General features: G+C 53.3%; 14 protein-coding genes. 8 read left to right on the forward strand and 6 right to left on the reverse strand.

Annotation, left to right across the window (positions count from 1 at the left end; translation table 11 throughout):
• Positions 1–22 precede the first annotated feature (22 nt).
• Positions 23–814: a DNA-binding transcriptional regulator KdgR gene (gene kdgR / locus MUU51_RS04655; RefSeq protein ID WP_159776095.1), complete on the reverse strand. Its 792-nt coding sequence runs from the start codon at positions 812–814 to the stop codon at positions 23–25.
• Positions 815–991: 177 nt separating this feature from the next.
• Between kdgR and MUU51_RS04660 the strand changes: the two genes are divergently transcribed.
• Positions 992–2,365 carry an MFS transporter gene (locus tag MUU51_RS04660; protein WP_258967215.1) on the forward strand — a complete coding sequence of 458 codons (1,374 nt, stop codon included), beginning with the start codon at positions 992–994 and terminating at the stop codon, positions 2,363–2,365.
• 62 nt (positions 2,366–2,427) lie between these two features.
• Here MUU51_RS04660 and htpX read toward each other — a convergent pair whose 3' ends face one another.
• The 4 genes from htpX to msrC form a co-directional block, all read right to left on the reverse strand.
• A complete protein-coding gene (htpX, locus tag MUU51_RS04665) occupies positions 2,428–3,309 on the reverse strand; it encodes a protease HtpX (protein ID WP_125353820.1) in 882 nt (293 codons plus the stop codon).
• A 191-nt stretch (positions 3,310–3,500) separates the two neighbouring features.
• Complete coding sequence (gene prc, locus MUU51_RS04670; RefSeq protein WP_258967216.1) at positions 3,501–5,549, reverse strand: carboxy terminal-processing peptidase; 2,049 nt, start codon at positions 5,547–5,549, stop codon at positions 3,501–3,503.
• A gap of 19 nt (positions 5,550–5,568) precedes the next feature.
• Positions 5,569–6,261, reverse strand: a complete 693-nt coding sequence (gene proQ / locus MUU51_RS04675) for an RNA chaperone ProQ (protein ID WP_258967217.1) — start codon at positions 6,259–6,261, stop codon at positions 5,569–5,571.
• Positions 6,262–6,358: 97 nt separating this feature from the next.
• Entirely contained in the window at positions 6,359–6,856 is a 498-nt protein-coding gene (msrC, locus tag MUU51_RS04680) for a free L-methionine (R)-S-oxide reductase MsrC (protein ID WP_258967218.1), read from the reverse strand.
• Between the two features lie 143 nt (positions 6,857–6,999).
• Between msrC and yebS the strand changes: the two genes are divergently transcribed.
• From yebS to MUU51_RS04705, 5 genes are all read left to right on the forward strand, one after another.
• Positions 7,000–8,283, forward strand: coding sequence for a membrane integrity lipid transport subunit YebS (gene yebS / locus MUU51_RS04685; protein ID WP_159776105.1), 1,284 nt, complete (start codon positions 7,000–7,002; stop codon positions 8,281–8,283).
• Entirely contained in the window at positions 8,252–10,888 is a 2,637-nt protein-coding gene (locus MUU51_RS04690) for a PqiB family protein (RefSeq protein WP_159776107.1), read from the forward strand. The genes yebS and MUU51_RS04690 overlap by 32 nt, the downstream gene beginning before the upstream one ends.
• 78 nt (positions 10,889–10,966) lie before the next feature.
• Entirely contained in the window at positions 10,967–12,391 is a 1,425-nt protein-coding gene (gene rsmF, locus MUU51_RS04695) for a 16S rRNA (cytosine(1407)-C(5))-methyltransferase RsmF (protein ID WP_258967219.1), read from the forward strand.
• Between the two features lie 115 nt (positions 12,392–12,506).
• Positions 12,507–12,746 (forward strand): YebV family protein, encoded by a 240-nt coding sequence (locus tag MUU51_RS04700; protein ID WP_159755463.1) that lies wholly within the window; start codon positions 12,507–12,509, stop codon positions 12,744–12,746.
• Between the two features lie 93 nt (positions 12,747–12,839).
• The gene (locus MUU51_RS04705) at positions 12,840–13,031 is read left to right on the forward strand and encodes a YdfD/YebW family protein (protein WP_159755460.1); all 192 of its coding nucleotides are present in this window, start codon (positions 12,840–12,842) and stop codon (positions 13,029–13,031) included.
• Here MUU51_RS04705 and pphA read toward each other — a convergent pair whose 3' ends face one another.
• A complete protein-coding gene (gene pphA, locus MUU51_RS04710; RefSeq protein ID WP_159776111.1) occupies positions 13,032–13,676 on the reverse strand; it encodes a protein-serine/threonine phosphatase in 645 nt (214 codons plus the stop codon).
• Between the two features lie 164 nt (positions 13,677–13,840).
• Between pphA and MUU51_RS04715 the strand changes: the two genes are divergently transcribed.
• On the forward strand, positions 13,841–14,791 hold the full coding sequence (locus MUU51_RS04715; protein ID WP_159776113.1) for a VirK/YbjX family protein: 951 nt from the start codon (positions 13,841–13,843) through the stop codon (positions 14,789–14,791).
• A gap of 128 nt (positions 14,792–14,919) precedes the next feature.
• Complete coding sequence (locus MUU51_RS04720; RefSeq protein WP_159776115.1) at positions 14,920–15,063, forward strand: Ecr family regulatory small membrane protein; 144 nt, start codon at positions 14,920–14,922, stop codon at positions 15,061–15,063.
• Positions 15,064–15,329: the final 266 nt, after the last annotated feature.

Below are 15,329 nucleotides of genomic sequence, written 5' to 3' on the forward strand. Positions count from 1 at the left end.
GCGTTTTTTATGGACGCGTTTCTCAGAATGGATAGTCGTTGTAACCCATCTGCTCAGAAATCTTACGCGCCGCCGTGTGCAGCATGCTGACGTACTCGTGCAGACGCTCCTCAGAGAAACGCAGAGTCGGGAAGGAAATGCTCAGCCCCGCAATCACCACGCCGAAGCGGTCAAACACCGGCACACCGATGCAACGCAGCCCCTCTTCCTGCTCTTCATTATCTTCGCCATAACCTTGCTCACGCACCACATCCAGCAGCGGTAACAGCTCTTCAGTATCGGCGATAGTCCGCTCGGTGCTGCGCTTATACTCAACGTGCTCGAGGATCTGTTTTACTTCCTCACGGTCACGCCACGCCAACAGCACTTTACCAATTGCCGTGCTGTACAGTGGATTGCGACGGCCAATGCGGGAGTACATTCGCAGGTTATACATTGAGTCAATTTTATGGATGTAGACGATGCTGTCTTCATCCAGCGCGCCCAGGTGAATGGTTTCTTTCGTCAAACGAGAAAGTTCACGCATCTGGATATCCGCACTGCGGATGAGATCGACGTTTTGCAGCGAGCGCGCACCCAGCTCAAACAGTTTCAGAGTCAAAGAGTATTTCTCTGATTCGCCTTCCTGTGCCACGTAGCCCAACGATTTCATGGTCTGTAAAAAGCGATAAACCGTGCTTTTTGACATCATTACGCGCTGTGAAAGCTCAGTTATCCCTATCTCACGCTCTTCGCCAAGCGCTTGCAAAATGCCAAAAACCTTCAACACCGAAGAGACAGAATCTGGCTGTTTATCCAAATCTGCAACTGCCATTTATCACCTCATCGCGACTGTTTTATAAAATTCAGAACTGTTTTTTATTATAATTTCGCGCGCCGTCCGCCGCAATCACTCTTCTGCATCTTCGTTACAAATCTGCGACATACTGCCGAATAATCAATGCTAAAATCATTATCTGCATAATGATTTCATTAAAGACGCATTTTTCACATGGAAAAAACAGCTCCTGATGGTTTGCCATTGCCGCAACGCTATGGCGCCATTCTGACGATCGTGCTTGGTATTTCGATGGCCGTCCTTGACGGTGCCATTGCCAACGTCGCCCTTCCCACTATTGCTACCGACCTTAACGCCTCTCCCGCCGCGTCTATCTGGATAGTTAACGCCTACCAAATCGCGATTGTTATCTCGCTGCTGACCCTGGCATTTCTCGGCGATATGTTCGGCTATCGCCGAATTTACAAATGCGGCCTGGTGGTCTTCACCTGCACGTCGCTGATTTGCGCCCTTTCGCACTCCCTGGAAATGCTGACGCTAGCCCGCGTGGCGCAGGGTCTGGGAGGCGCTGCGTTGATGAGCGTCAACACGGCGTTGATACGCCTCATTTATCCGCAGCGCTTTCTCGGTCGCGGGATGGGAATCAACTCGTTTATTGTGGCCGTTTCCTCTGCCGCAGGACCAACTATTGCCGCAGCAATTTTATCCGTGGCATCCTGGCAGTGGCTGTTCCTGATTAACGTCCCGATCGGGATCGTGGCGTTTGTTTTGGCCATGCGTTATCTGCCGTCTAACGGTGCCCGCAGCCAGGCATCACGTTTCGATCTGCCGAGTGCGGTCATGAACGCTTTAACCTTCGGTTTACTGATAACGGCACTCAGCAGCTTTGCCCAAGGGCAGTCTCTGCTACTGGTGCTGAGTGAAGTGGTGGCAATGCTGGTTATCGGCTTTTTCTTTGTGCGTCGCCAGTTGAAGCTGCCGGTGCCGCTACTGCCGGTTGATTTGCTACGTATTCCGCTATTTTCACTGTCTATCTGTACCTCGATTTGTTCTTTCTGCGCTCAAATGCTGGCCCTGGTTTCACTGCCTTTCTTCCTGCAATCGGTTATGGGCCGCAGTGAAGTTGAAACCGGTCTGCTGCTGACGCCGTGGCCGTTGGCCACCATGGTAATGGCCCCAATTGCAGGTTATCTCATCGAAAAGGTTCACGCCGGTTTCCTCGGTGCATTGGGTTTGGCGGTAATGGCATGCGGGCTGTTCGCGTTGGCACTGCTGCCCTCTTCGCCACAGGATATCGACATTGTCTGGCGCATGATGCTGTGCGGGGCCGGTTTTGGGTTATTCCAGTCTCCGAACAATCACACCATTGTGTCGTCTGCGCCGCGTAATCGCAGCGGTGGCGCAAGCGGAATGTTAGGTACTGCTCGTCTGCTGGGGCAAAGTACTGGCGCAGCACTGGTGGCGTTAATGTTTAATCTGTTTGGCACGCACGGGACGCACACTTCGCTTTTACTGGCAGGATCCCTTGCGGTTATCGCCGCCATTTTCAGTGGCCTTCGCGTCGCCCAGCCTCGGGCTGTCCCCTGATCCAGGCGTAAAAAAAGCGCCGCTGAGCGGCGCTTTGCTTTAAGGGTCGTGCTGTGAATTCGTTATTTCAGGTACTCGCCGCTACGCAGCGCTTCGATACGTTTGTCCAGCGGCGGGTGCGTCATGAACAGTTCGCTCATGGACTTCGCTTTGCCATTGATACAAAACGCCATCATGCTGCTGGCTTCCTGCGGTTCGTAACTGGTTTTCAGGCGCTGAAGCGCCGCAATCATTTTCTCGCGGCCCACGAGTTTGGCTGAACCGGCATCGGCGTGGAACTCTCGATGACGGGAGAACCACATGGTGATGATGCTGGCGAGAATACCGAACACCAGCTCCAGCACTGTCGCTACCGCAAAGTAAATCAGCGGGTTACCGTTGCTGCTTTCACCTTCATCACGGTTGCCGCCCAGGAAACCGGCCGCAATCTGCGCAATAACACGAGAAATAAAGATAACAAAAGTGTTCACGATGCCCTGAATCAGGGTCATGGTCACCATGTCACCGTTGGCGATGTGGCTGATTTCGTGCGCGATGACTGCTTCGGCCTCATCACGGCTCATGTTCTGCAACAAGCCCGTACTCACGGCAACCAACGACGCATCACGGCGTGCACCGGTCGCGAAGGCGTTGATATCCGGCGCGTGATACACTGCAACCTGCGGCATGGCAATACCCGCCTGGCGAGACTGCTGCGCGACGGTGTTCATCAGCCAGCGCTCAGTTTCATTGCGCGGCTGTTCTATAACCTCACCACCTACCGATTTCAGCGCCATCCATTTCGACATTAATAGCGACACAATCGAGCCACCAAAACCGAAAAGCAGCGCCATGATAAGCAGGCCCGTCATGCTGCTAGACTGAATTCCTGTCAGGCTTAGCACCAGCCCAAACACGACCATAACCGCCAGGTTGGTCATCAGGAAGAGCGCGATTCGCATCATAATTTTCTTTAACCTCGTTGTAACAAAACGCACTATGCGATTACCCATATGGTATGGGTCTTACGCCAATTTTCAACTATCAGAGGTCGCTAAGTCACGAGAAAAACACAACTTTACATTGTGTTGCATCTCGCTGACGCACGCTTTAGAAAGAAAAAAAACAGGCACAATTTCATGTGCCTGTTGGGGGGTTATTTGCTGGCGGTTGGTGTTACCGCGGGCCGGTCTTTTTCCATATTTGCCAGGTCATTGGCGATATGGACCGTTTCATCCAGATACGGATCGGGCTCCTGATAATCCTTCGGCAGATCGTCCAGTTTCTTCAGCGGTGGCTTGCCTTCACGTTTGTAACGATCGTTAATGCGGGCCAGGCGCGTCGCGTCATCTTCCTCATTCTCTTTCTCACGCTGTGCGTAATTCAGTGAAGCGATATTGCGGCGCTCTTTCAGCGCATTGAAACGGGCAATATCTTTGACGATGTACTGGAATTCCGGATCTTTCGCGATACGGTCATTGTGGTCTTTCAGAAGTTCTGGACCAAACGGCATCATATCGCCCGTTTTGACGTAGGTCGCAGCATTAATGCTGTCCCACGGCAGAGCGTTATCTTCAAACTTCTCACCGGTTTCTGTCTCTTCGCTGCCGGTTGGCATCATGATATCTGGCGTCACACCTTTACGCTGAGTACTGCCGCCGTTGATGCGGTAGAACTTCTGAATGGTGTACTGCACAGAACCCAGCGCTGGCCACTCTGGGCGCAGCATCTGATCGTAGATGCGGTTCAGCGAGCGATACTGCTGCACGGTGCCTTTACCGAAGGTAGGCTCACCGACAATCAGAGCGCGCCCATAATCCTGCATAGCCGCCGCGAAGATTTCAGATGCAGACGCGCTGAAGCGGTCAACCAGCACGACGAGTGGGCCTTTGTAATACACAACGCCGTCGGTATCGCTGTCTTCGCGTACCTTGCCGTTGTTATCACGCACCTGCACTACCGGGCCAGACGGGATAAACAGACCAGAAAGCGATACCGCCTCGGTCAGTGCTCCACCGCCGTTGCTACGCAGATCGATAACGACGCTGGTAACGTTTTGTTTTTCCAGTTTCTGCAGCTGCACCTTCACATCATCGGTGAGACCCACGTAGAAACCAGGAATATCCAGCACGCCAACTTTCTCTTTGCCGACGTTTTTCACCGACATCTTCACGGCGCGATCTTCGAGGCGAATGCGCTCGCGAGTCAGCGTGATGGTGCGGGTTTTCGTTCCTTTACCGGCAGGCAGAATTTCCAGGCGCACTTTGCTACCCTTCGGCCCTTTGATCAGGGCGACAACGTCATCCAGGCGCCAGCCGATAACATCAACCATCCCTTTACCGGTCTGGCCAACGCCGACGATACGATCGCCAACGCTAATGGCTTTACTCTTCGCCGCAGGACCACCCGCCACCATGGAATTAATCACGGTATAGTCGTCATCCATTTGCAGCACAGCCCCGATACCTTCCAGAGAAAGACTCATTTCGGTGTTGAACTGCTCGGTGTTACGCGGGGAAAGGTAGTTGGTGTGCGGATCGATTTCGTGTGCAAACGCGGTCATCGCCAGAGAGAACACGTCTTCGCTGTTGGTCTGAACCAGACGGCGAATCGCGAACTTGTAGCGACGGGTCAGCGTTTCACGAATTTCTTTTTCGTCTTTACCGGCAAGCTTAAGGCTCAGCTCGTCATATTTGACTTTGCCATCCCACAGCGCGTTCAACTCAGTGTCATCTTTTGGCCACGGCGATTTGGTGCGGTCAAGATTGAAGGTATCGTTGCCAGTAAAATCCATCGGACGCTCAAGTACTTTGAGCGCGTACTGATAGCGCTCAAAGCGGCGTTTTTGCGCCAGATTATAAAGATCGTAGAAAACATCCAGTTTGCCACTGCGCAGTTCGTCACCGACCTGCGATTTACGGGCATCATACTGGGAAACATCGCTGGCCAGCAGCACGTTGTGGCTGTAGTCCAGGAGATTAAGGTAACGGTCGAAAATTTTCGCCGAGAACGCGTTGTCGAGATCGAACTGGCGATAGTGGGAGCGGGTAAAGCGAGACGTTACACGCTCGCTTACCGTTGCATGCTGGGCCTCTTCCTTAAGAACTGGAATCTGGTCAGCACGTGTAATATCGTCCACGGCGAACGACTGGCCTGCCATTAACAGCATGCCAGCGAGCGCGGTGACCTTAAAAAAGTTGTTCATGCCAGGCCCGGCCTCCGTTTCAGAACATCAAATGTTCTGTGCGTACAATCATTGACATACCAGAAGTCAGCTGTACACGAACGCCATCTTTGGTGATTTCCAGTACAGTAGCGTCCATTGCGTTGTTACCCGCTTTGACTTTCAGAGACTGGCCAACGGTCAGTTCAGAAATGTCAGATACCGGTGTAAGACGCTCTTCACGTGCCGGACGTGGTGCTTTTGCCGCAGCGGGTTTAGCAGCCTGACGCGGTTTATTAGCCCCTGCATCTTTGCGTGGTACAGCTGGACGCGGTTTGCGCTCACGACGTGGGGCATCAACTGGCTCACCTGCCGCAATGGCAGCTTCACGTTTTTTAGCCTGCTGTTCTGCACGCTGTGCCTGCACACGCGCCTTCGCTTCTTCAAGCTGCTGACGCGCGTGAGTCACATGCTGCTCATCCAGCTCGCCGCACGGGTTCCCGTCGAGATCAACGCGGGTTGCACCCGCTTTGATGCCGTACAGATAGCGCCAGCTGGACGTATAAAGACGTAAGGCGGAACGAAGCTGGGTTTTGCTGAGGTTCATTTCACCCTCAACGCGCGCTACCAGATCCTGAAAAATACCAATTTTCAGTGGGCGTGCTTCACCTTCAGCGCTGAAACACTGTGGGAATCGTTCGGCCAGAAATGCGATAACTTCTTTACTGCTATTCAACTTAGGTTGATTTTCCATGAAATTTCCTGATTACAACGGACGTAGCCAACATACCGCGGGCATGAACAGGCGTCATTATAATGACGCCATCGGTAAATGCTACGTTATCCGTTGATTATCCTGCGACAGGCTGAAAGAATTTGTGATAATCGGTGGCCGCAAGCAGCTTTTCGAGGTGAGCAACCAGCTCACGGAGCCCCTGTTCATCTTCAGTGCTGAAACGGGAGTACTCCGGGCTGTCGATATCCAGCACGCCAATAATTTTTCCGTTAACCACCAAAGGAAGCACGATTTCGGAGTTGCTTGCTGCGTCACAGGCGATGTGACCGGCAAAGGCGTGGACGTCTTCCACACGCTGAACGCGATTTTCCGACACCGCCGTACCGCAAACCCCGCGGCCAACCGGGATACGAACGCAGGCAATTTTTCCCTGGAATGGACCTAAAACCAGCGTTTCGCCCTCAAGGAGATAAAAACCGGCCCAGTTAACATCGGTCAGACGCTCAAACAGCAGCGCGCTGGTATTAGAGAGTGTGGCTAAAAAACTGGTTTCACCTGCCATTAATGCCTTAAAATCGCGGTTAAGATCCGCGTAAAATTCTGATTCGCTCATTATTCAATCACTTATGTACTTAGTTCGAAGCCGGTCAATGCCGACGCATAGCCTAATAAAATAAGCATTAAATGCGTTCGGGCTCAAGATGAATCCGTTCATAGGTTAAGATAGAGTTATACATTCATTTCAAAAGCTAATAAATGGCACTAAGAGCTTCTCAAATTTCGCCGGGCAAAAAAATCACCGTCCACGCGATTGGCAACCCGCTTGCGCCCGTGGAATATCACCGGTGTCCGCAATGTGACATGCTTTTTACCCTCCCCGTGGTCAAAGCGTCACAAAGCGCATATTGCCCACGCTGTGACGCAAAAATTCGTGACGGGCGTGACTGGTCATTAACGCGTCTGGCGGCAATGGCGGTGACCATGCTGCTGCTGATGCCCTTCGCATGGAGCGAGCCGCTGCTGCGTTTACATCTGCTCGGCGTGCGTATCGATGCGAACCTGTTGCAGGGCATCTGGCAAATGACCGGTCAGGGCGACCCCATTCCCGCTGCGATGGTGCTGTTTTGCAGCGTCGGCGCACCGCTGGTGCTGGTTATCGCCATTGCCTATTTATGGCTGGGTAATATTCTCGGTATGAATCTTCGCCCGGTTCTACTGATGCTCGAAAAGCTCAAAGAGTGGGTGATGCTCGATATCTACCTGGTCGGCGTGGGCGTTGCTTCCATCAAAGTTCAGGACTACGCGTTTCTCCAGCCCGGTGTTGGCCTGATTGCTTTCATATCGCTGGTGCTGCTGAGTATTCTGACGCTCATCCACCTTAACGTGGAACAGCTTTGGGACCGTTTTTATCCGCAGCGCCCAGCCCAGCGTGCAGACCCTGGTTTACAGGTTTGCCTCGGCTGCCACCATACCGGATTCGCTGATTCTCGTGGGCGTTGTCGCCGCTGCCATATCCCGTTGCGCCACCGTCGGGCTAACAGTCTGCAGAAGTGCTGGGCCGCGCTGATTGCCTCGGTAATTTTCCTGCTTCCGGCGAACCTGCTCCCGATTTCCATCATCTACGTAAACGGCGCGCGTCAGGAAGACACCATTCTTTCCGGCATCATTTCGCTTGGGAGCAGTAACATTCCGGTTGCGGCCGTGGTTTTCATCGCCAGTATTCTTGTGCCCTTTACCAAAGTGCTGGTGATGCTTACCCTGTTGCTGTCGATTCACTTCAAATGTGAACAGGGACTCAGAACCCGAATACTTCTGTTGCGCTTTGTCACCTGGATTGGTCGCTGGTCGATGCTTGATCTGTTCGTCATCTCGCTGATGATGTCGCTTATCAATCGCGATCAGTTACTTGCTTTTACAATGGGACCCGCTGCGTTTTATTTCGGTGCTGCGGTAATATTGACTATTCTTGCTGTTGAATGGCTGGACAGCCGCTTACTTTGGGATGCACATGAGTCAGGAAACGCCCGCTTCACCGACTGAGGCGAGAATTAAAACAAAACGCCGTATTTCCCCTTTCTGGCTGTTGCCGGTAATCGCCCTGCTCATTGCTGGCTGGCTTATCTGGAACAGTTTTGAAGATCGTGGCACAACGGTCACTATTGATTTCATCTCAGCTGACGGTATTGTCCCCGGTCGCACCCCTGTCCGTTATCAGGGTGTCGAAGTGGGGACCGTTCAGGAAATTAGCCTGGCCAAAAATCTCAATCGCATTGAGGTGAAGGCCAGCATAAAAGGCGATATGAAAGATGCGCTGCGTGAAGAAACGCAGTTTTGGCTCGTCACACCCAAAGCGTCATTGGCGGGCGTGTCCGGTCTGGATGCGCTGGTCGGCGGCAATTATATCGGCATGATGCCCGGTAAAGGGGCGAAGAAAGATCACTTTACGGCGCTGGATACGCAGCCGAAATATCGCCTGAACAATGGCGAGCTGATGATCCATCTTCATGCTCCGGATCTGGGCTCGCTCAATAGCGGTTCGCTGGTGTACTTCCGTAAAATTCCGGTCGGGCGCGTATATGATTACGCGATTAACGCCAATAAACAGGGCGTCACAATCGATATCCTGATCGACCGCCGCTTCACCAATCTGGTGAAAAAAGGTAGCCGTTTCTGGAACGTCTCTGGAATTAAAGCCGATGTCAGCCTGAGCGGCGCGAAGGTGCAGCTTGAAAGTCTGGCAGCATTAGTTAATGGCGCGATTGCCTTTGATTCCCCCGAAGATTCAAAAGCCGCTGCGCAGAACGATGAGTTTGGCCTGTACGCCGATTTGGCCCACAGCCAGCGAGGCGTGATCGTCAAACTAGACCTTCCTGACGGCGCTGGCCTGAAAGCGGGTTCAACTGCCTTGATGTATCAGGGCCTGGAAGTCGGACAGTTGACCAAACTGGATCTCAATCCGGGCGGTGCGGTGAGCGGTGAAATGACCGTCGATCCGAGCGTGGTGAATTTACTGCGCGACAAAACCCGCATTGAGTTGCGTAATCCTAAACTGTCACTTGAGAATACGAATCTCAGCGCCTTGCTCACCGGCAGCACCTTTGAACTGGTGCCTGGTGAAGGCGAACCGCGCAGTCATTTCGTGGTCGTTCCTGCCGATAAAACGCTGTTGCAGGAACCTGGTGTTGCCACGCTCACCCTGAATGCGCCGGAGTCTTACGGCGTCGAGGCCGGGCAGCCCATTATTCTGCACGGCATAAAAATTGGTCAGGTGCTTGAGCGCACACTGAACAACAAAGGAGTCTCTTTCTCTGTCGCCATCGATCCGCAATATCGCGACCTGGTACACGGCGACAGCAAATTCGTGGTCAACAGCCGCGTAGACGTCAAAGTCGGCCTCGACGGTATTGAATTCCTCGGTGCCAGCGCCAGCGAATGGATAAGCGGTGGCATTCGTGTTCTGCCGGGCGAAAAAGGCCCAATGAAACAGAACTACCCGCTGTTTGCCAATCTTGAGAAAGCGATTGAAAACAGTCTGGGCGAACTGCCGACAACGACGATGACGCTCACTGCCGACACGTTGCCAGACGTTCAGGCCGGTTCTGTCGTGCTGTATCGTAAATTTGAGGTCGGTGAAGTAATCACCGTTCGCCCACGTGCAAACGCGTTTGATATCGACCTGCACGTCAAACCGGAATACCGTCAGCTTCTGACGCAAAACAGCGTGTTCTGGGCCGAAGGTGGTGCAAAAGTACAGCTGAACGGCAGCGGGCTGACGGTTCAGGCCGCCCCACTCTCCCGTGCGCTGCGCGGCGCTATCAGCTTCGACAATCTGACCGGCGCAGGTGCCGGCGCGCGTAAAGGCGATAAACGTATTCTGTATCCTTCTGAAACTGCGGCCCGCGCCGTGGGTGGGCAAATTACCCTGCACACTTTCGATGCCGGTAAGCTTGCCGAAGGTATGCCGATTCGTTATCTGGGCATTGATATCGGTCAGATTCAAACCCTGACGCTGATTACTGCCCGCAACGAAGTGCAGGCCAAAGCGGTGCTGTATCCGGAATATGTGAACACCTTTGCCCGCAGCGGCACTCGGTTCTCAGTAGTCACGCCGCAGATTTCAGCGGCAGGCGTTGAGCATCTGGACACCATTTTGCAGCCGTACATCAACGTTGAACCGGGCCGGGGCAGCAATCCACGCCGCGATTTTGAGCTGCAGGAAGCAACCATCACCGATTCCCGTTACCTCGACGGCCTGAGCATCATCGTCGAAGCGCCGGAAGCCGGATCGTTGAGCATCGGCACGCCGGTTCTGTTCCGCGGCATCGAAGTCGGGACGGTAACCGGCCTGCATCTGGGTTCACTCTCAGACCGCGTGATGGTGGGCCTGCGTATCAGCCAACGCTATCAACATTTGGTGCGCAATAACTCGGTGTTCTGGCTGGCGTCAGGTTACAGCCTCGATTTCGGTATCATCGGCGGCGTAGTGAAAACCGGGACCTTCAATCAGTTCATCCGCGGTGGCATAGCCTTTGCCACGCCGCCAGGCACGCCTCTCGCGCCGAAAGCGCAGGAAAATAAACACTTCCTGTTGCAGGACGCGGAACCGAAAGAGTGGCGTGAGTGGGGCACTGCACTACCGCGCTAAACGCGGAGCGACTCCGGCTGTAAGAAGCCGGAGTCGCTGTGCTAAACTGCGCACCCGTTTATGAATCTGGTGCGTTTAGTGGCTTATCTTCCTGACTCCTTTCTTGAGGTGATGCGTGCAGCAATGCCGACTCATCTCTCCTTCGACGATTTTATCGCCGCCTGCCAGCGCCCGCTGCGCCGCAGTATCCGTGTTAATAAACTCAAAATTTCTGTCCCGGATTTTCTGCAGCTGGTTGCACCGTACGGCTGGCAACTTACGCCCATACCGTGGTGCGAAGAAGGTTTCTGGATTGAGCGCGAAGACGAAGATGCCCTACCGCTTGGTAGCTCGGCCGAACACCTGAGCGGCCTGTTTTACATTCAGGAAGCAAGCTCAATGCTGCCGGTCACCGCGCTGTTTGCTGATGACAATCAGCCTCAACGGGTGATGGACGTTGCCGCCGCACCGGGTTCAAAAACCACGCAGATTGCCGCGCGAATGGGGAACCAAGGGGCTATTTTGGCCAACGAGTTTTCCGCCAGCCGGGTTAAAGTCCTGCACGCCAATATTAGCCGCTGTGGGATCAACAACGTTGCCCTCACCCATTTTGATGGCCGGGTATTCGGCGCTGCGCTTCCAGAGAGCTTCGACGCCATTTTGCTCGATGCCCCTTGTTCCGGTGAAGGCGTGGTGCGCAAAGATCCCGATGCGCTGAAAAACTGGTCCCAGGAAAGCAATCTCGAAATAGCCCAGACCCAGCGCGAGCTCATCGACAGCGCGTTTCATGCGCTACGCCCCGGCGGCACGCTGGTGTATTCCACCTGCACACTGAACCGTGACGAAAACGAGGACGTAATGAGCTGGCTGCTGGCACGCTATCCCCAGGCGGTCGAAATCATGCCACTCGACACGCTATTCGACGGCGCAACCCAGGCGCTGACGCCCGAAGGTTTCCTGCACGTCTTCCCACAGATTTTCGATTGCGAAGGATTCTTTGTCGCACGATTGAAAAAAACCGCGGCCATTGAAGCCCTGCCCGCACCGGGCTACAAAGTCGGCAAATTCCCCTTTATGCCGATGCGGACTCGCGAATCTCTGGCGGTGAAGCAAGCTGCCGCCGCCGTAGGGTTGCACTGGGAAGAAAATCTGAATCTCTGGCAGCGCGATAAAGAGATTTGGCTGTTCCCGGCAGAGATTGAGCCGTTGCTGGGCAAAGTGCGTTTTTCTCGCATCGGCCTGCGTCTGGCCGAAACCTTCAACAAAGGATTCCGCTGGCAGCACGAAGCCGTTATCGCTCTGGCGAGCGAAAAAAGTGCGCGTTTCGAACTGACGCAGACGGAAGCCGAAGAGTGGTATCGCGGACGCGATGTCTGGCCGGAAACGCCACCAACACGTGATGATGTTATTGTGACCTTTCAGGGACATCCGCTGGGACTGGCGAAAAAAGTCGGGTCGCGCCTCAAGAATAGCTATCCACGTGAACTGGTCCGGGACGGAAAATTGTTCGCTGCCAAAGCGTAACGCGGAGCCAAAAATAAGCACGTTCTGACTGGCAAAATGCTCGCCCTTGTCTACGCTAAAAAATGGGAAGACCTAACTGGTCATACCACAACAAAGCAGACAACCGGAGAGCATTATGACCAAAACCAGCGTACGAATCGGCGCCTTTGAAATTGATGACGGCGAGCTGCATGGCGAGCAGCAAGGGGAGCGAACGTTAAGCATTCCCTGTAAATCTGACCCTGATTTATGCATGCAACTCGATGCATGGGATGCCGATACCAGCGTTCCCGCCATTCTCGATGGGGAACACTCTGTTCTATACCGCAAACACTATGACAGTAAGTCCGATGCCTGGGTCATGCGCTTAGCCTGATTCAAAAGGAACCCGCCCACAGGCGGGTTATTTATTTCCCCTTCCGCTTATTTCTCTTACACTTAAGACACCACGCAAAAGTGTGAGGATGCGATGTTCGCTCTGGTTTTGTTTATTTGTTATCTCGATGGTGGCTGCGAAGATATTGTGGTGGATGTTTACAACACCGAGCCGCAGTGCGAACGGGCTATGGACGTTCAGCGATTAAGACATGGCGGTTGCTTCCCGGTTGAGGATTTTATTGACGGTTTCTGGCGTCCGGCCCAGGAATACAGCGACTTGTAATTACTGAAGCTGGACCAGCGTCAGCTCACCGCCAAACACCGCACCGGTATCGATGTAGTGCTGATTAAGCGCATCATAACGGTGTTTTAACGGCGTGTGCCCAAACCAGAAGTGATCCGCACCATCAAGTTGGGCGTGATTCCCTGCCAGATGGTCGCTCAGGCGCTGCCGGTCCCAAAGTACCCGATGCCAGTCTACATCCTGCTGCCACTGATAATGCATAGCCGGATAATCGGCATGAGCCACCACATGCACGCCTGATTCGGTATCCACTTCGATGACATACGGCAACTGATGACAGGTTTGCAGCAGACGTCGCGCCTCTGCCTGCTCGCTCGCAGTGCAGTGCTCGAACCACTCTCCCCCATTCAATTCCCACAGCGATAGCTGCTGATGTTCAAGCGCATCCATCGCCATTTGCTCGTGATTTCCACGAATAGCGAAAAACCATTTTTGATGAATGAGTTCAAGGCATTTGAGACTGTCGGGCCCACGATCAATCAGGTCGCCGACAGATATGAGTGCATCCTGCCAGGGATTAAATTTCAGGGTCTGGAGTTTCGGCATCAGCAAATTAAAGCAACCATGCAGATCGCCAATCAGCCAAATATGTCGCCACGCCTTGCCGTCAATTCGTTGATACATAGCATTGCCCCCTGATTTAAGTATAGAGGGTTCACCAGATTGCCTTAGGCTTTTTGATAAACCTAAATCAAGGATAAACGAGCGCGGAATAAAGTCTGTGGGCGCATTAAGATTAACCGTACCGACCGTTAGAATACCTTCAGAACAATGATGAGGTTATTATCATGTCGGACAACACCCTGCACTCCGCCTATTCACCTGAACTGCGCGCGCATCTTATTTCCGAACTGGTCAGTGGCAAACTTGCCCCCGCCCCCATCTGGAAAAAAGCTGACTACCGTCTGAAGTTTTTGCTGCGCACGATGATTTTTTATCGCTCAACCCGACTGATGCTCGACACGCTCGGCCAACGCCCTGACTTCATGCGCCTGCTGAATGCGCAGGTCACATTGCCCAGCAAAACACACCGCCAGTATCTTGCACGCGGTTTATCATCAATGCAGCGGACGCAAGCTATCATCGGTCATTATCAGTTTATTGACTCGCTTAAAAGCACCCAGTTTGCCGCGGCATTAACCGCCACGGATCCTACAGCGTTGCTGAGCTTTGAGGGCAAAGAGGGTACGCAATTCACGCTATACGCCTCCTGCGCGCGTAAGGCCGAACGAGAAGGGGAAAGCACGCTGTGGTTTTGTGACGCAGACAATACGGTACTGGCCAGCACAACATTCAGTGTCGCCCGAAGCAACAATGGCTGGGAGCTTATTGTCGGTGGTCTGCAGGGGCCGCGTCGCAGCATTTCTCATGACGTGATTAAGCACGCCACCCGCGCCTGTTACGGGCTTTTCCCTAAACGCATCCTGGTTGAATTCTTTGGCCTGATGGCTGCCGAGTGCGGGATAACCACGCTTTCCGGCGTCAGCGATAATGGCCACGTGTTCCGCGCCCTTCGCTACCGCTTCAGTAAAGGCCGTCATTTCCATGCCAGCTACGACGAATTCTGGGCATCGTTAGACGGCGTTAAAAGCGACCCATTCCGTTGGCAGCTGCCCCTGGCACAGGAGCGTAAATCTCTTGAAGATATTGCCAGCAAAAAACGTGCAGAGTACCGCCGCCGCTTTGCGCTGCTTGATGAGATGGCCGCTCAGTACAAAGCTCTTTTCCCCCACGCGTAAGTACATTTACGTTGGTCTCTGCCGTACATTGGCAGAGGCTTTCGCCCATGGCAATTGCACAAGCCCATGATGTTTCGCTATCATCATGAGGTATTCCTCTGATACCTCGCTGGCGGTACTTCCTGGCTATGAGCAAAATCGAAATTGCCCTGACAATTCTGGTGCTGGTTTTACTTGGGCTGGGCATCTGGTTCATTTTGAGCGATCAAATTTGGGTCATGGTCAGCTACCTTGAAACCCTTCTCTACCCCGATATCGTCACGCCTGAATAATCCCTACGGTTACGCATATTCAAAATTAAACAAGATGGTATTTGAATCAAATCACCTTGATGCATACCATTCTTTGCGAAACATAGTGCGGCGGGTTGCTTCTTCCTGACAGCACGTAGTATTACGTTTCAGGTCTGACTGACTCCACATCCCTGGACGCGCAACTTTCAGACCAAACCACCTCGCGGTGCTGCATATCCCTGTAAAGCCGCAAAAGTGAGTCCGAAAATATAATATTCATTGCAAGCTTTTCCCCTTTGCCCTGC

Source organism: Scandinavium manionii (genome assembly GCF_024764775.1).
Lineage (GTDB): Bacteria > Pseudomonadota > Gammaproteobacteria > Enterobacterales > Enterobacteriaceae > Scandinavium > Scandinavium manionii.